This window comes from Pseudomonas sp. NPDC088444, assembly GCF_044900175.1.
GTDB lineage: Bacteria > Pseudomonadota > Gammaproteobacteria > Pseudomonadales > Pseudomonadaceae > Aquipseudomonas.
Map to the genome: position 1 here is coordinate 10,314 of NZ_JBJDNK010000016.1, position 16,024 is coordinate 26,337.

Here is a 16,024-nt window from a genome sequence, read left to right on the forward strand (position 1 = left end):
AAGGACAACTGCATCATCGTCTGCTCCATCGAGAACTTCGACCCGATGGGCGTGCACACCGGTGACTCGATCACCGTGGCTCCTGCGCAGACCCTGACCGACAAGGAATACCAGATCATGCGCAACGCCTCGCTGGCGGTGCTGCGTGAAATCGGTGTCGAAACCGGTGGTTCCAACGTGCAATTCGGTATCTGCCCGGACACTGGCCGTATGGTCGTGATCGAAATGAACCCGCGCGTATCCCGTTCCTCGGCGCTGGCTTCGAAAGCCACCGGCTTCCCGATCGCCAAGATCGCGGCCAAGCTGGCTATCGGTTACACCCTCGACGAACTGCAGAACGACATCACTGGCGGCCGTACCCCGGCGTCCTTCGAGCCTTCGATCGACTACGTCGTGACCAAGCTGCCACGTTTTGCCTTCGAAAAATTCCCGAAAGCCGACGCTCGCCTGACCACTCAGATGAAATCCGTGGGTGAAGTCATGGCCATCGGCCGTACCTTCCAGGAATCCTTGCAGAAAGCGCTGCGCGGTCTTGAAGTGGGTGCCTGCGGTCTGGACCCGAAAGTGGATCTGGCTGGTCCTGAAGCGAACAGCATCCTCAAGCGCGAGCTGACTGTGCCGGGCGCCGAGCGTATCTGGTACGTCGCCGATGCTTTCCGTGCGGGCATGACCCGTGACGAGATTTTCGCGCTGACCAACATCGACCACTGGTTCCTGATTCAGATCGAAGATCTGATCCAGGAAGAAGAGAAGGTCAAGACTCTGGCTCTGTCCTCCATCGACAAGGAGCTGATGCTGCGTCTGAAGCGTAAAGGCTTCTCTGACCAGCGTCTGGCCAAGCTGCTGGGCATCACCGACAAGAATCTGCGTCGTCATCGCCACAAGCTGGAAGTGCTGCCGGTCTACAAGCGCGTTGACACCTGCGCGGCCGAGTTCGCCACTGACACCGCCTATCTGTACTCCACGTACGAGGAAGAGTGCGAAGCCAATCCTTCGACTCGTGACAAGATCATGATTCTGGGCGGCGGTCCAAACCGTATCGGTCAGGGTATCGAGTTCGACTACTGCTGCGTACACGCCGCGCTGGCACTGCGCGAAGACGGCTACGAGACCATCATGGTCAACTGCAACCCGGAGACCGTCTCCACCGACTACGACACCTCCGATCGTCTGTACTTCGAGCCGCTGACGCTGGAAGACGTGCTGGAAATCTGCCGTGTCGAGAAGCCCAAGGGCGTCATCGTCCACTACGGCGGTCAGACTCCGCTGAAGCTGGCGCGCGCGCTGGAAGAGGCCGGTGTGCCGATCATCGGTACCAGCCCAGACGCAATCGACCGTGCCGAAGACCGCGAGCGCTTCCAGCAGATGGTTCAGCGCCTGAATCTGCTGCAGCCGCCAAACGCCACTGTTCGCAGCGAAGACGAGGCCATTCAAGCCGCAGGCGGTATCGGTTACCCGCTGGTCGTGCGTCCGTCGTACGTACTGGGTGGTCGTGCAATGGAGATCGTTTACGAGCTGGACGAGCTGAAGCGTTATCTGCGCGAAGCAGTGCAGGTCTCCAACGACAGCCCTGTGCTGCTCGACCACTTCCTGAACTGCGCCATCGAGATGGACGTGGATGCGGTCTGCGACGGCACTGACGTGGTGATCGGCGCGATCATGCAGCACATTGAACAGGCTGGCGTTCACTCGGGTGACTCGGCGTGCTCGCTGCCCCCTTACTCGCTGAGCAAGGACGTACAGGACCAGGTTCGCGAGCAAGTGCGTAAAATGGCGCTGGAACTGGGCGTTGTGGGCTTGATGAACGTGCAGTTGGCGCTGCAGGGCGACAAGATTTACGTGATCGAAGTCAACCCGCGTGCCTCCCGTACCGTACCGTTCGTTTCGAAGTGCATCGGCACGTCGCTGGCGATGATCGCTGCACGCGTCATGGCAGGCAAAACCCTTAAAGAGCTGGGCTTCACCCAGGAAATCATCCCGAACTTCTACAGCGTCAAAGAGGCGGTGTTCCCGTTCGCTAAATTCCCGGGCGTTGACCCGATCCTCGGCCCGGAGATGAAGTCGACGGGTGAAGTGATGGGGGTAGGTGACACCTTTGGTGAGGCGTTCGCCAAGGCGCAAATGGGCGCCAGCGAAGTGCTGCCGACCGGTGGTACTGCGTTCATCAGCGTGCGCGACGATGACAAGCCGCTGGTTGCAGGTGTTGCGCGTAACCTGATCGAGCTGGGCTTCGAAGTGGTTGCCACTGCGGGTACTGCGCGTGTGATCGAAGCCGCCGGCTTGAAGGTGCGTCGCGTCAACAAGGTGACCGAAGGTCGTCCCCACGTGGTCGACATGATCAAGAACGACGAAGTGTCGTTGATCATCAATACCACCGAAGGCCGTCAGTCGATCGCTGACTCTTACTCGATTCGCCGCAATGCGTTGCAGCACAAGATTTACTGCACGACGACCATTGCGGCGGGTGAAGCCATCTGCGAAGCGCTGAAATTCGGTCCGGAAAAAACCGTTCGTCGCTTGCAGGATCTGCATGCAGGACTCAACGCATGAGCATGACCAAATATCCAATGACCGTTCAGGGCGCTCGCGCCCTGGAAGACGAACTGAACCACTTGAGCAAGGTCGAGCGTCCGCGCCTGAGCCAGGCCATCGGTGAAGCGCGAGAGTTGGGCGACCTGAAGGAAAACGCTGAATACCATGCTGCCCGCGAAGAGCAGGGCATGGTTGAAGCGCGTATTCGAGATATCGAAGGTCGTCTGCAAAACTCGGTGGTGATTGACGTCACCACCATTGCTCACACCGGCAAGGTCATCTTCGGCACGACTGTCGATCTGGCCAACGTCGAAACCGACGAGCAAGTGAGCTATCAGATCGTGGGTGAAGACGAGGCCAATATCAAAATGGGCAAAATTTCAGTCGGTGCGCCGATTGCCCGGGCGATCATTGGCAAGGAAGAAGGCGATGTCGTGGCAATCAAGACCCCAAGTGGTCTGGTTGAGTACGAAATCGTAGAGGTCAAGCACATCTGACCCGCTGACTCGCAAGCTGCCCGTGGCGGGTGGCTTGCGAAGACGAGGTTCCGCTCAGGGCGCTCAATTCGCGCCCCTGAGAGGAATACCGTTACTTGTAACGGTGGATGTTGGACAGTTGTTTGTTCGGCTGCGGGTTCTTGCGGTAAATCAGTGCCATCTTGCCGATGGTCTGCACCAGCTCCGCACGACCCAGTTTGCACAGTTCATCGATCACCGCGCGACGGTCTTCGCGGTCTTCCAGTTTGATCTGAACCTTGATCAGTTCATGATCCACCAGTGCGCGCTCAAGCTCGGCCAGAACGCCTTCGCTCAGGCCATTGCCCGCGACCATCAGAACTGGCTTCAGGTCATGTCCAATGGATTTGTACTGTTTCTTCTGCTCGTTATTGAGCGGCATAATCTGACCCTTTTCGTCTGATTCTGTAAAATTGGCGGGCATTTTACCCGAGGGGCCGTGGCTCCGCCCAGTTAATCACGACCCTTTATCAGCGAGGTGCCCCGTGGCGCAGCGTTCCAAAAGCAGCCATAACTGGCTCAGAGAGCATTTCAACGACCCTTTCGTCAAACAGGCGCAGAAAGACGGCTACCGTTCGCGCGCGAGCTACAAACTGCTGGAGATCCAGGAGAAGGATCGCTTGATCCGGCCGGGCATGACCGTGGTCGATCTCGGTGCTGCGCCAGGAGGCTGGTCTCAAGTGACCAGTCGTCTGATTGGTGGTCAGGGGCGTTTGATCGCGTCCGACATCCTGGAAATGGACAGCATCCCCGATGTGACCTTCATTCAAGGGGACTTCACCGAGGACGAGGTTTTCAAACAGATCCTCGCGGCGATCGGTAATACGGAAGTAGACCTTGTGATTTCCGATATGGCCCCCAATATGAGTGGAGTGAGCGCAGTGGACATGCCACGCGCCATGTTCCTTTGTGAGCTGGCACTCGATCTTGCTGGTCGGGTTCTGCGTCCGGGTGGTGATTTCCTGATCAAGATCTTCCAGGGTGAAGGTTTTGACGCGTACCACAAGGAAGTTCGCAAAATGTTTGACAAGGTGCAGATGCGCAAACCCTCGTCGTCCCGGGATCGCTCTCGTGAGCAGTACTTGCTGGGGCGTGGTTTCAAGGGGGGTTATGAGGCGCAGGGCGGTTTTGAGTAAAGGCAATAGCTTTTTTCAAATGGCTTTATTCACGAACCGTAACGAACATCTTGCAGTCAAAGTTTCACAAAGGGTTACAGACACCGCCTGCCACGCCTGTAGGATCTGTAGTAAGTTAGGCCGGTGAATATCATGCGAGGCACGCTCCAGCCTGGCGCTTGCTTCAGAGGGTAGCTAATTGAACGATATGGCAAAGAATTTGATCCTGTGGTTGATCATCGCTGCGGTCCTGGTGACCGTGATGAACAACTTCTCCAGCCCGAACGAGCCGCAGACCCTCAACTACTCCGAGTTCATCCAGCAGGTGAAGGATGGCAAGGTCGAGAAAGTTGCCGTTGACGGCTACGTCATCACGGGCAAGCGCAGCGATGGTGATACCTTCAAGACCATTCGTCCGAACATTCCGGACAATGGTCTGATCGGTGATCTGGTCGACAACAACGTGGTGATCGAAGGTAAGCAGCCTGAGCAGCAAAGCATCTGGACTCAGTTGCTGGTTGCCAGCTTTCCGATCCTGGTGATCATTGCTGTCTTCATGTTCTTCATGCGTCAGATGCAAGGTGGCGCGGGAGGCAAGGGCGGGCCGATGAGCTTCGGTAAGAGCAAAGCGCGCTTGCTGTCCGAGGATCAGGTCAAGACCACTCTGGCGGACGTCGCCGGTTGTGATGAAGCCAAGGAAGAAGTGGGGGAACTCGTAGAGTTCCTGCGTGATCCGGGTAAATTCCAGCGTCTTGGTGGTCGTATCCCGCGTGGCGTCTTGATGGTCGGCCCTCCAGGTACTGGTAAGACCTTGCTAGCCAAGGCCATTGCCGGTGAAGCGAAAGTGCCGTTCTTCACCATTTCCGGTTCCGACTTCGTCGAGATGTTCGTGGGCGTGGGCGCAAGCCGTGTTCGCGACATGTTCGAACAAGCCAAAAAGCACGCGCCTTGCATCATTTTCATCGACGAAATCGACGCCGTCGGCCGCCACCGTGGCGCCGGTATGGGCGGTGGTCACGACGAGCGCGAGCAGACCCTCAACCAGTTGCTGGTCGAGATGGACGGCTTTGAGATGAACGACGGCATCATCGTGATCGCCGCCACTAACCGTCCTGACGTGCTCGACCCTGCACTGCTGCGTCCGGGCCGTTTCGACCGCCAGGTTGTCGTCGGGCTGCCAGACATTCGCGGTCGTGAGCAGATCCTCAAAGTGCACATGCGTAAAGTACCGATGGGCGATGATGTCAACGCAGCGGTGATTGCTCGCGGTACGCCAGGCTTCTCGGGTGCTGATCTGGCCAACCTGGTCAACGAAGCGTCGTTGTTTGCTGCTCGCGTCGGCAAGCGCATCGTCGAGATGAAAGAGTTCGAGCTGGCAAAAGACAAGATCATGATGGGTGCTGAGCGCAAAACCATGGTCATGTCCGAGAAAGAGAAACAGAACACCGCGTATCACGAAGCAGGTCACGCCATCGTTGGTCGTGTCGTGCCTGAGCATGACCCTGTCTACAAGGTGTCGATCATCCCTCGTGGTCGCGCTTTGGGCGTGACGATGTTCCTTCCGGAAGAGGATCGCTACAGTCTGTCCAAGCGAGCACTGATCAGCCAGATCTGTTCGTTGTACGGCGGTCGCATCGCTGAAGAGATGACGCTGGGCTTTGATGGCGTCACCACGGGCGCATCCAACGACATCATGCGTGCCAGTCAAATCGCCCGGAACATGGTGACCAAGTGGGGCCTGTCCGAAAAAATGGGGCCGTTGATGTATTCCGAGGAGGAAGACGGCGGCTACCTGGGGCGTGGTGGTGGCGGTCAGAACGCCAGTCTCTCGGGTGAAACGGCGAAGATGATCGACTCCGAAGTGCGCAGCATCATCGATCATTGCTACGGCACCGCCAAGCAGATCCTCACCGACAATCGCGACAAGCTGGACGCGATGGCTGATGCATTGATGAAGTACGAAACTATCGATGCCGAACAGATCGACGACATCATGGCCGGCCGTACGCCACGCGAGCCGCGTGACTGGTCGGGCGGTACCGGTAGCTCCGGAACGCCTACTGCGCCTGCAGGTCCACGTCCTGAAACGCCTATCGGCGGTCCAGCAGCTGATCACTAAGGCCTGACATGACTTCTACGCTGTACCCAACCCGGTTGCCTTGCGGCAACCGGGTTCTTGATTTGTCCCGGACGCACGTCATGGGAATCCTCAATATTACGCCTGACTCCTTTTCAGATGGTGGTCGCTTCGCGCAGCGCGATTTGGCGTTAAGCCATGCTGAAGCGATGGTCGCCGCTGGCGCCACGTTGATCGATGTGGGCGGTGAGTCCACTCGGCCGGGAGCTCGTCCGGTATCGCCGGTTGAAGAGCTTGAACGCGTCGCGCCGATCGTCGAAGCCATCGCCCGTGAGCTGGATGTGGTCATCTCTGTGGATACGTCCACCCCTGCCGTCATGCGGGAGACCGCGCGTCTCGGTGCGGGCTTGATCAACGATGTGCGTTCGTTGCAGCGCGACGGAGCGCTCGATGCTGCGGTCGCGACCGGCCTGCCTGTTTGCCTGATGCACATGCGCGGCGAGCCGACGGACATGCAAAACGACCCTCGTTATGACGACTTGGTCGGCGAGGTCTCCTCGTTTTTGCGCGAGCGTATGGATGCCTGTGCTGCAGCCGGGATTGCGGCGGAGAAAATCATCCTCGACCCAGGTTATGGCTTCGCCAAGACGCTGGATCATAACCTCAGCCTGTTCAAGCACATGGAGGCGCTGCACACGTTGGGGCGCCCATTGCTGGTAGGGGTTTCGCGCAAGAGCATGATTGGCAAAGTGCTGGACAAGCCAGTCGATCAGCGACTTTACGGCGCGCTTGCACTGGCTGCGATGGCCATGATGCAGGGCGCAAAAATTTTACGTGTGCACGATGTGGCCGAAACTGTCGACGTGGTGCGGATGATTGCCGCTGTCGAATCGGCAAAATAAGAAGGCTGGAGCACCCATGACCAAGAAAAAATATTTCGGAACCGACGGCATTCGCGGTCGTGTCGGTCAATTCCCTATCACCCCCGATTTCATGCTCAAGCTGGGGTGGGCCGCCGGGATGGCGTTCCGTAAGATGGGCGCCTGCCGCATTCTGGTCGGCAAGGACACTCGCATCTCCGGTTACATGTTTGAGTCTGCGCTGGAGGCGGGTCTTTCGGCGGCGGGTGCCGACGTCATGCTGCTGGGGCCAATGCCGACACCGGCCATCGCCTATCTGACTCGCACCTTTCAGGCGCAGGCGGGCATCGTCATCAGTGCATCGCACAATCCGCATCATGACAACGGCATCAAGTTCTTCTCGGGCCAGGGCACAAAGCTGCCGGACGAGATCGAGATGATGATCGAAGAGTTGCTGGATGCGCCGATGACCGTGGTGGAGTCGGAAAAGCTCGGCAAGGTATCCCGCATCAATGACGCGGCGGGTCGCTACATTGAGTTCTGCAAAAGCAGTGTGCCGACGAGCACCAGCTTTGCAGGGCTGAAGCTGGTCGTCGATTGTGCACATGGCGCTACCTACAAAGTGGCGCCCAACGTGTTCCGCGAACTGGGCGCCCAGGTCACCGTGCTTTCGGCGGCACCGAACGGGCTGAATATCAACGACGATTGTGGCTCGACCCACATGAGCAACCTGCAGGCAACGGTTGTCGCTGAAAAGGCGGACCTGGGTATCGGTTTCGACGGCGACGGTGATCGCGTTCTGATGGTTGATCATACGGGGGCCGTGGTCGATGGCGATGAGCTGTTGTTCATCATCGCGCGGGATCTCCTGGAGCGTGGACGTTTGCAAGGTGGGGTCGTGGGCACCCTGATGAGCAACCTGGGTCTTGAGTTGGCCTTGGCAGACCTGAGCATTCCATTCGTGCGTGCCAATGTTGGTGACCGTTACGTCATCGCAGAATTGCTGGAGCGCAACTGGCAGATTGGCGGTGAAAACTCCGGCCACGTCGTCTGCTTCCAGCACACGACGACGGGCGATGCGATCATTGCAGCGCTTCAAGTGTTACTGGCCTTGAAACGCACGGGGCAGAGTTTGGCCGAGTCGCGTCTTGGCTTGAAGAAGTGCCCGCAAGTGTTGGTTAACGTCCGTTTTGAAGGCGGTAAGGTCGACCCGGTGCAGCATCCTGCCGTGAAAGAGGCGTGCGAGCGGGTTACGGCGGCGATGGGGGGGCGCGGGCGTGTCCTGTTGCGCAAGTCCGGCACAGAGCCGTTGGTGCGCGTCATGGTTGAGGGTGAGGACGAAATTCAGGTGGTGGGTTACGCCGATGAGCTTGCAAAACTGGTTGCTGAAGTTTGCGCCTGATTTTGGCTTGCCAGTGTTGAAACTGTTGGGTAACATCTGCGCCCACTTTGACCGACGAGGTACAGCATGCGTCGCCCTATGGTAGCTGGTAACTGGAAAATGCACGGTACCTGCGCCAGCGTCGCTGAGCTGGTTGAGGGTTTGGCGAATATGGCCATTCCTGAAGGTGTCGATGTTGCGGTATTCCCTTCGACCCTGCACATCAGCTTCGTTGCCGAGTGCTTTGAAGAGCATTCGATTTCTGTAGGTGCGCAGAACTGCGCGCACGAAGCAGGGCAAGGTGCGCTGACTGGAGAGGTATCGCCGAGTCAGTTGCAGGATGCAGGTTGCAAGCTGGTGCTTGTGGGGCATTCGGAGCGTCGCCAGATTATGGGCGAAGGCGACGAAACCCTGATCCGCAAATTCGCGGTGGCCCAGGCAAGCGGTTTGACGCCTGTGTTGTGCATCGGTGAAACGCTTGAGGAGCGTCAGGCAGGCAAAACGATTGAGGTGGTCGGGCGACAGCTTGATAGCGTCATCGAAGAGCTGGGCATTGATGCCTTTGTAAATGCGGTTATTGCCTACGAGCCAGTCTGGGCCATTGGTACCGGATTGACAGCCTCGCCCGACCAGGCGCAGGAAGTGCACGCAGCCATTCGTGCGCAGTTGGCTAAAGAGAATTCTGAAGTTGCGCAAGGTGTGCGGCTTCTTTATGGCGGCAGCGTGAAGGCGGCCAATGCGGTCGAGCTGTTCAGCATGCCGGATATCGATGGGGGCCTCATTGGTGGCGCTTCCCTGAATGCAGATGAGTTCGGTGCGATAATTCGTGCCGCGGGAAACTGAAAAAATGCTGGAAACAGTCGTAGTCGTTCTTCATCTGCTGGGTGCGCTGGGCGTTGTTGCTCTGGTATTGCTGCAGCAGGGTAAAGGTGCGGACGCTGGCGCGTCGTTCGGAGCAGGTGCATCAAATACTGTCTTCGGAAGCCAAGGTTCCTCTACCTTTCTTAGTAAGTTTACTGCTATACTTGCCGCCTGTTTCTTCTTGACCAGCTTAGGGTTAGGTTACTTTGCTAAAGAGAAAGCTCATCAGCTGACTCAAGTAGGTTTGCCAGATCCAGCGGTACTGGAAGTTAAACAAAAGCCGGCGACAGGTGATGTTCCGGTACTGGAAGGTCAGCAGAAACCAGCCGCTACTCCAGCTGATGTTCCTGCCGCTCCAGAACAGAAGTAATACGGGATTCGCAGTTGATATTGGGGCTGCAAAAGAGTTGTAATGCCGAGGTGGTGGAATTGGTAGACACGCAACCTTGAGGTGGTTGTGCCCATAGGGTGTAGGGGTTCGAGTCCCCTTCTCGGTACCAATTAACAAGGCAGCCCGCAGTAGCGGGCTTTCTTGTAGGTGGATGTGTTGGATTGACCCAAAACGGGTTCGGTCGTATACTTCCGCCCCAGCTTTGTCGCGGGGTGGAGCAGTCTGGTAGCTCGTCGGGCTCATAACCCGAAGGTCGTTGGTTCAAATCCAGCCCCCGCAACCAGTTTTAGCGGAGCCCCTTTTCAGGGGCTTTTTGTTAGCTGGACACTTTATGACGCCGCTGTTCAACGGCGTTTTTCATGATGGGCGCTTCGCCCATTTTTTATTTGCACAGCATGCACGAGGGGGTTCAGGTGTCGAGCAAGCTAGAACAGTTGCAGGCCTTGTTGGCCCCGGTGGTCGAGGGCCTAGGCTATCAATGTTGGGGGATTGAATTCATCTCCCAGGGCCGGCATTCGTTGCTGCGCATTTATATCGATAAAGAAGGTGGGATCCTGGTGGACGACTGCGAAGAAGTCAGCCGTCAGGTCAGTGGTGTTCTGGACGTCGAAGATCCGATCAGTTCTGAATATACCCTCGAAGTTTCCTCTCCTGGCATGGATCGCCCGCTGTTCACCCTTGAACAGTTTGCCTCGCATGTCGGGGAGCAAGTGAAAATAAAGCTGCGCTCGCCTTTTGAAGGGCGACGTAACTTTCAAGGTCTTCTCCGCGGGGTGGAGGAGCAGGATGTCGTGGTGCAGGTGGATGCCCATGAGTACCTGTTGCCGATCGATCTGATCGACAAGGCCAACATTATTCCCACGTTTGACTGAGACGTGCCAGATACTGCGGATCCCGCGGATCCAATGGCTTGCGAAAGGCGAGGCGTACGATGAGCAAAGAAGTACTGCTGGTTGTTGAGTCGGTATCCAATGAAAAAGGCGTACCGGCCGGCGTGATTTTTGAAGCGCTTGAAATTGCTTTGGCCACGGCCACTAAAAAGCGTTTCGAGGACGAAGTGGACCTGCGTGTGGAGATCAATCGCCACACGGGTTCATATGAGACTTTCCGTCGCTGGACAGTCGTCGAAGAAGACGATCTTGATGACCCAGCCATCGAAACCTGGCCAAGCAAGGTTGCGCAAACGCATCCTGGCGCCAAGGTTGGCGATGTCGTGGAAGAGAAAATCGAGTCCATCGAGTTTGGTCGCATCGCTGCGCAGACTGCCAAGCAAGTCATCGTGCAGAAGGTTCGTGAAGCCGAACGTGCTCAAGTCGTGGATGCTTATCGCGAGCGTCTGGGCGAAATCATTTCCGGTACTGTTAAAAAAGTTACACGTGACAATGTCATCGTCGACTTGGGTAACAATGCCGAGGCGCTGCTGGCGCGTGAAGACATCATTTCGCGGGAGACTTTCCGCGTCGGCGTCCGCGTCCGTGCACTGCTCAAAGAGATCCGTACTGAAAACCGCGGCCCTCAGCTGATTCTGTCGCGCACCGCGCCAGAGATGCTGATCGAGCTTTTCCGGATTGAAGTTCCGGAAATTGCCGAGGGGTTGATCGAGGTGATGGCTGCCTCTCGCGATCCTGGATCGCGTGCAAAAATCGCAGTTCGCTCCAAGGACAAACGCATTGACCCGCAAGGCGCCTGCATCGGCATGCGCGGCTCGCGTGTTCAGGCTGTTTCCGGTGAGCTGGGCGGTGAGCGTGTGGATATCGTGCTGTGGGACGACAACCCGGCACAGTTCGTCATCAACGCCATGTCGCCTGCCGAAGTGGCAGCGATCATCGTTGATGAAGACGCCCATGCCATGGATATCGCTGTAGGTGCAGACAATCTGGCCCAGGCGATTGGCCGCGGTGGTCAGAACGTCCGTCTTGCCAGTCAACTGACCGGCTGGACTCTTAACGTGATGACCGAATCGGACATCCAGGCCAAGCAGCAAGCGGAAACCGGCGACATCCTGCGCAATTTCATCGACGAGCTGGAAGTCGACGAAGAACTGGCTCAGGTGCTGGTAGACGAAGGCTTCACCAGCCTGGAAGAGATTGCCTACGTACCGTTGGAAGAAATGCTCGACATCGACGGCATTGACGATGATCGTGCCGGCAAGTTGATCATGGCCGCCCGAGCCCATTGGTTCGAGTAAGTAAATGCGGCCTGAGGAGAGAAGTGCATGACGCAAGTCACGGTGAAAGAACTGGCCAAAACGGTCGACACACCGGTAGAGCGCCTGCTACAGCAGATGCGTGAGGCAGGTCTGCCGCACACCGCCGCCGAGCAAGTTGTGACCGATAACGAAAAGCAAGCCCTGTTGACGCACCTGAAAAGCGGCCACAAGGCAAAAGTGGAAGAGCCGCGCAAGATTACGTTGCAGCGCAAGACCACCAGCACCCTGCGCGTTGCCGGCAGCAAAAGCATCAGCGTTGAAGTGCGCAAGAAGAAAGTCTTCGTTCAGCGTAGCCCGGAAGAGATTGAAGCCGAGCGCAAACGCGAGCAGGAAGAGCGTCGTGCGGTAGAAAATGCCGCACGTCAAAAGGCTGAAGAAGAAGCCCGTCTGCGTGCCGAAGAAGAAGCGCGCCGTCAGCCCGCTCCTGCTCCGGAAGTCGTTGAGGCGGTCGCACCCGCGCCAGAGCCTGAGCCAGCGCCACGTGTCGTGGACGAGCCTGTCGAGGACGCACCTGTTGCGGCGCCGGCGCCGACTGCCGATGCTCGCAAGAAAGACGAGCCGCGTCGTCCTGATCGCACGCGCAACGATGAAAGCAATCGTCGCGGTGGCGGTGATGGCGAGCGCAAGAATGCCCCGCATCGTGCTTCCGTTAAGGAAAAGGCACCTGCGCCGCGCGTTGCTCCGCGCACCACGGACGAAGAAAGCGACGGTTTCCGTCGGGGCGGCCGTGGCGGTGGCAAGGCCAAACCGAAGAAACGCAACGCTCACGGATTCCAGAACCCGACCGGTCCTGTGATTCGTGAAGTGAAGATCGGTGAGACCATCACTGTGGGTGATCTCGCCCAACAGATGTCGGTCAAGGCTGCCGAAATCATCAAGTTCATGTTCAAGCTGGGTACTCCGGCGACCATCAACCAGGTACTGGATCAGGAAACTGCCCAACTGGTTGCTGAAGAGCTGGGCCACAAGGTCACTCTGATCAGTGATACCGCGCTGGAAGATTCTCTGGCCGAGTCGCTGAAGTTCGAAGGCGAAGCAGTCCCTCGCGCGCCGGTTGTGACCGTCATGGGTCACGTTGACCATGGTAAGACCTCGCTGCTCGACTACATCCGTCGCGCCAAGGTTGCTGCTGGCGAAGCCGGTGGTATCACCCAGCATATCGGTGCGTACCACGTTGAAACCGACCGTGGCATGGTGACGTTCCTCGACACCCCAGGTCACGCCGCGTTTACCGCCATGCGTGCCCGTGGTGCCAAGGCGACCGACATCGTGATTCTGGTGGTCGCAGCGGACGATGGTGTGATGCCGCAGACCGTTGAAGCCGTGCAACACGCACAGGCCGCCGGTGTTCCGTTGGTTGTCGCGGTCAACAAGATCGACAAGCCTGGCGCAGACATGGACCGTATCCGCAGTGAACTGTCGGTTCACGGCGTAACGTCCGAAGACTGGGGTGGTGATACTCCATTCGTTCCGGTCTCCGCGAAAATGGGTACCGGCGTTGACGAACTGCTTGAGGCTGTGTTGCTGCAGGCCGAAGTTCTGGAACTGACTGCCACTCCATCGGCGCCTGGCCGTGGTGTTGTGGTCGAGTCCCGTCTGGACAAGGGCCGCGGTCCTGTTGCTACGGTTCTGGTTCAGGACGGTACACTGCGCCAGGGCGATATGGTTCTGGTTGGCTCCAACTACGGTCGCGTTCGTGCCATGCTCGACGAGAACGGCAAGCCTATCAAGGAAGCCGGTCCGGCCATTCCGGTCGAGATCCTCGGCCTGGACGGTACCCCGGATGCGGGCGACGAGATGAGCGTGGTTGCTGACGAGAAGAAAGCCCGTGAAGTGGCTCTGTTCCGTCAAGGCAAGTTCCGCGAAGTCAAACTGGCCCGCGCTCACGCCGGCAAGCTGGAAAACATCTTCGAGAGCATGGGGCAGGAAGAGAAGAAGACGCTCAACATCGTCCTCAAATCCGACGTCCGTGGTTCTCTGGAAGCGTTGCAAGGCGCCTTGAATGGTCTGGGCAACGACGAAGTACAAGTGCGTGTAGTGGGCGGCGGCGTTGGTGGTATCACCGAGAGTGATGCCAACCTGGCGCTGGCTTCCAACGCTGTTCTGTTCGGCTTCAACGTGCGTGCTGACTCTGGCGCGCGCAAGATCGTCGAGCAGGAAGGTCTGGACATGCGTTACTACAACGTCATCTACGACATTATCGAAGACGTCAAGAAAGCCCTCACCGGTATGCTTGGCAGCGACGTTCGGGAGAACATCCTGGGTATTGCCGAAGTTCGTGACGTGTTCCGCTCGCCGAAATTCGGTGCAATCGCCGGCTGTATGGTCGTCGAAGGTACTGTTTACCGTAACCGTCCGATCCGCGTACTGCGTGAAGACATCGTTATCTTCGAAGGCGAGCTGGAATCCCTGCGCCGCTTCAAGGATGACGCTTCCGAAGTGCGTAATGGCATGGAGTGCGGTATCGGCGTCAAGAGCTACAACGACGTCAAGGTCGGCGACAAGATCGAAGTCTTCGAGAAAGTCCAAGTGGCTCGCAGCCTCTAAATCGCGAGCCTCAAGCGTCATGACAGCTACCCTGTGCCAGCACTTGGCGGATGTCATGAGCGCTCAACGCAACGCCCGGTCCGGCTTTAGCCAGGCCGGGCGTTTGCCGCTTTCAGACCCTCCGGCTTTTGCTGCGGGTCAGTACAGGTAACAAGACATGGCAAAAGAATACAGCCGTACCCAACGTATCGGCGATCAGATGCAGCGCGAACTGGCGCAACTGATCCGACGTGAAGTCAAGGACCCGCGCGTGGGTCTGGTCACCATCACTGCTGTCGACGTGAGCCGCGATGTCGGTCACGCGAAAATCTTCATCACCGTGATGGGGCAGGATGGCGCCGAAGACATCGCTCAGACCCTCAAGGTGTTGAACTCCGCCGCAGGCTTCCTGCGCATGCAACTGGGTCGTGAAATGAAGCTGCGCAGTGTGCCTCAATTGCATTTCCACTATGACGAAAGCGTCTCCCGTGGTGCGCACCTGTCGGCGTTGATCGAGCGCGCGGTGGCCGAGGACAGTCAGCACGAACCCGCTGCCAAGCCAGACGATTCGAAGGAGTAACGGCGTGGCTCAGGTCAAGCGTATCCGTCGCAACGTCAGCGGCATCATCCTGCTCGACAAGCCGCTGGGCTTCACCTCCAACGCGGCCTTGCAGAAGGTGCGCTGGTTGCTCAACGCGGAAAAGGCCGGGCACACTGGCAGTCTCGATCCACTGGCCACTGGTGTTTTGCCGCTGTGCTTCGGTGAGGCGACTAAGTTTTCCCAATACCTGCTCGATTCCGACAAGGGCTACGAGACCCTGATGCAGTTGGGCAAGACCACGACGACAGCCGACGCTGAAGGTGAGGTGTTACAAACTCGTCCCGTGACCGTTGGTCGCGCCGAAATCGAGGCCGTTTTGCCTGAATTTCGTGGAGAAATCAGTCAGATACCGCCCATGTACTCCGCGCTCAAACGTGATGGCCAGCCGTTGTACAAGCTGGCTCGCGCAGGGGAAGTGGTGGAGCGCGAGGCGCGTTCTGTTACTATTGCGCGCCTGGAATTGCTGGCGAGTGAAGGCGAGACCGCCCGGTTGTCGGTCGGTTGCAGCAAAGGCACCTATATACGGACCCTCGTGGAAGATATTGGTGAAAAACTGGGCTGTGGAGCCTACGTCGCAGAATTGCGTCGTACACACGCCGGACCTTTCACGCTGGCCCAGACGGTCACGCTGGAAGAACTGGAAGCCGTGCACGCCGAAGGCGGCAACGAAGCGGTCGATCGTTTCCTGATGCCTTCTGACAGCGGGTTGCAGGACTGGCCGTTGTTGAAGTTTTCCGAGCACAGTTCGTTTTACTGGTTGCACGGGCAACCCGTCCGCGCACCGGATGCGCCGAACTTCGGCATGGTGCGGGTACAGGATCATCAAGGACGCTTCATCGGAATCGGTGAAGTGAGTGAAGACGGGCGCATTGCGCCGCGTCGACTGATTCGGTCAGAGTGACCGGACCCGTCGAGTCGGGATATCCTGACGCGGCGGTATGAGGATGGCTGTCAAC

General features: G+C 57.9%; 13 protein-coding genes, 2 tRNA genes and 1 pseudogene. 15 read left to right on the forward strand and 1 reads right to left on the reverse strand.

The features are described from left to right. Positions 1–2,550: carbamoyl-phosphate synthase large subunit (gene carB / locus ACI2KB_RS25350; protein ID WP_404639169.1), on the forward strand; the 2,550-nt coding region annotated here is incomplete at its 5' end. A 2-nt stretch (positions 2,551–2,552) separates the two neighbouring features. Then, positions 2,553–3,029, forward strand: a complete 477-nt coding sequence (greA, locus tag ACI2KB_RS25355; protein WP_404639358.1) for a transcription elongation factor GreA — start codon at positions 2,553–2,555, stop codon at positions 3,027–3,029. Positions 3,030–3,120: 91 nt separating this feature from the next. Here greA and yhbY read toward each other — a convergent pair whose 3' ends face one another. After that, complete coding sequence (yhbY, locus tag ACI2KB_RS25360; RefSeq protein ID WP_404639171.1) at positions 3,121–3,429, reverse strand: ribosome assembly RNA-binding protein YhbY; 309 nt, start codon at positions 3,427–3,429, stop codon at positions 3,121–3,123. A 103-nt stretch (positions 3,430–3,532) separates the two neighbouring features. On the opposite strand from yhbY, the gene rlmE reads away from it, so the two are divergent. The 13 genes and pseudogenes from rlmE (at position 3,533) to truB (ending at position 15,969) form a co-directional block, all read left to right on the forward strand. After that, on the forward strand, positions 3,533–4,183 hold the full coding sequence (gene rlmE, locus ACI2KB_RS25365) for a 23S rRNA (uridine(2552)-2'-O)-methyltransferase RlmE (protein ID WP_404639173.1): 651 nt from the start codon (positions 3,533–3,535) through the stop codon (positions 4,181–4,183). 187 nt (positions 4,184–4,370) lie between these two features. Then, positions 4,371–6,281 carry an ATP-dependent zinc metalloprotease FtsH gene (gene ftsH, locus ACI2KB_RS25370; RefSeq protein WP_404639175.1) on the forward strand — a complete coding sequence of 637 codons (1,911 nt, stop codon included), beginning with the start codon at positions 4,371–4,373 and terminating at the stop codon, positions 6,279–6,281. 8 nt (positions 6,282–6,289) lie between these two features. Then, entirely contained in the window at positions 6,290–7,141 is an 852-nt protein-coding gene (gene folP / locus ACI2KB_RS25375) for a dihydropteroate synthase (RefSeq protein WP_404639177.1), read from the forward strand. A gap of 16 nt (positions 7,142–7,157) precedes the next feature. Further along, positions 7,158–8,501 carry a phosphoglucosamine mutase gene (gene glmM / locus ACI2KB_RS25380; RefSeq protein ID WP_404639179.1) on the forward strand — a complete coding sequence of 448 codons (1,344 nt, stop codon included), beginning with the start codon at positions 7,158–7,160 and terminating at the stop codon, positions 8,499–8,501. A 66-nt stretch (positions 8,502–8,567) separates the two neighbouring features. Beyond that, on the forward strand, positions 8,568–9,323 hold the full coding sequence (gene tpiA / locus ACI2KB_RS25385) for a triose-phosphate isomerase (RefSeq protein ID WP_404639181.1): 756 nt from the start codon (positions 8,568–8,570) through the stop codon (positions 9,321–9,323). Positions 9,324–9,327: 4 nt separating this feature from the next. Beyond that, complete coding sequence (gene secG / locus ACI2KB_RS25390) at positions 9,328–9,711, forward strand: preprotein translocase subunit SecG (RefSeq protein WP_404639183.1); 384 nt, start codon at positions 9,328–9,330, stop codon at positions 9,709–9,711. 44 nt (positions 9,712–9,755) lie between these two features. Then, a tRNA-Leu gene (locus ACI2KB_RS25395) sits at positions 9,756–9,841 on the forward strand. A 97-nt stretch (positions 9,842–9,938) separates the two neighbouring features. Further along, positions 9,939–10,015 (forward strand) — tRNA-Met (locus ACI2KB_RS25400). 130 nt (positions 10,016–10,145) lie between these two features. After that, positions 10,146–10,604, forward strand: a complete 459-nt coding sequence (rimP, locus tag ACI2KB_RS25405; protein WP_404639360.1) for a ribosome maturation factor RimP — start codon at positions 10,146–10,148, stop codon at positions 10,602–10,604. Positions 10,605–10,663: 59 nt separating this feature from the next. Then, positions 10,664–11,902 (forward strand): annotated as a pseudogene (gene nusA / locus ACI2KB_RS25410) (transcription termination factor NusA); the annotation flags it as partial. 45 nt (positions 11,903–11,947) lie between these two features. Further along, a complete protein-coding gene (infB, locus tag ACI2KB_RS25415; RefSeq protein ID WP_404639185.1) occupies positions 11,948–14,488 on the forward strand; it encodes a translation initiation factor IF-2 in 2,541 nt (846 codons plus the stop codon). Positions 14,489–14,645: 157 nt separating this feature from the next. Continuing rightward, the gene (gene rbfA / locus ACI2KB_RS25420; RefSeq protein ID WP_404639187.1) at positions 14,646–15,047 is read left to right on the forward strand and encodes a 30S ribosome-binding factor RbfA; all 402 of its coding nucleotides are present in this window, start codon (positions 14,646–14,648) and stop codon (positions 15,045–15,047) included. Positions 15,048–15,051: 4 nt separating this feature from the next. Next, the gene (truB, locus tag ACI2KB_RS25425) at positions 15,052–15,969 is read left to right on the forward strand and encodes a tRNA pseudouridine(55) synthase TruB (RefSeq protein ID WP_404639189.1); all 918 of its coding nucleotides are present in this window, start codon (positions 15,052–15,054) and stop codon (positions 15,967–15,969) included. Positions 15,970–16,024: the final 55 nt, after the last annotated feature.

Excerpts from the sequence above, each read along its gene's own strand:
- glmM (WP_404639179.1), top strand. The coding sequence starts at position 7,158 with ATGACCAAGAAAAAATATTTCGGAACCGACGGCATTCGCGGTCGTGTC.
- infB (WP_404639185.1), top strand. The coding sequence starts at position 11,948 with ATGACGCAAGTCACGGTGAAAGAACTGGCCAAAACGGTCGACACACCG.
- folP (WP_404639177.1), top strand. The coding sequence starts at position 6,290 with ATGACTTCTACGCTGTACCCAACCCGGTTGCCTTGCGGCAACCGGGTT.
- ftsH (WP_404639175.1), top strand. The coding sequence starts at position 4,371 with ATGGCAAAGAATTTGATCCTGTGGTTGATCATCGCTGCGGTCCTGGTG.
- greA (WP_404639358.1), top strand. The coding sequence starts at position 2,553 with ATGACCAAATATCCAATGACCGTTCAGGGCGCTCGCGCCCTGGAAGAC.
- secG (WP_404639183.1), top strand. The coding sequence starts at position 9,328 with ATGCTGGAAACAGTCGTAGTCGTTCTTCATCTGCTGGGTGCGCTGGGC.
- yhbY (WP_404639171.1), bottom strand. The coding sequence starts at position 3,429 with ATGCCGCTCAATAACGAGCAGAAGAAACAGTACAAATCCATTGGACAT.
- tpiA (WP_404639181.1), top strand. The coding sequence starts at position 8,568 with ATGCGTCGCCCTATGGTAGCTGGTAACTGGAAAATGCACGGTACCTGC.
- rbfA (WP_404639187.1), top strand. The coding sequence starts at position 14,646 with ATGGCAAAAGAATACAGCCGTACCCAACGTATCGGCGATCAGATGCAG.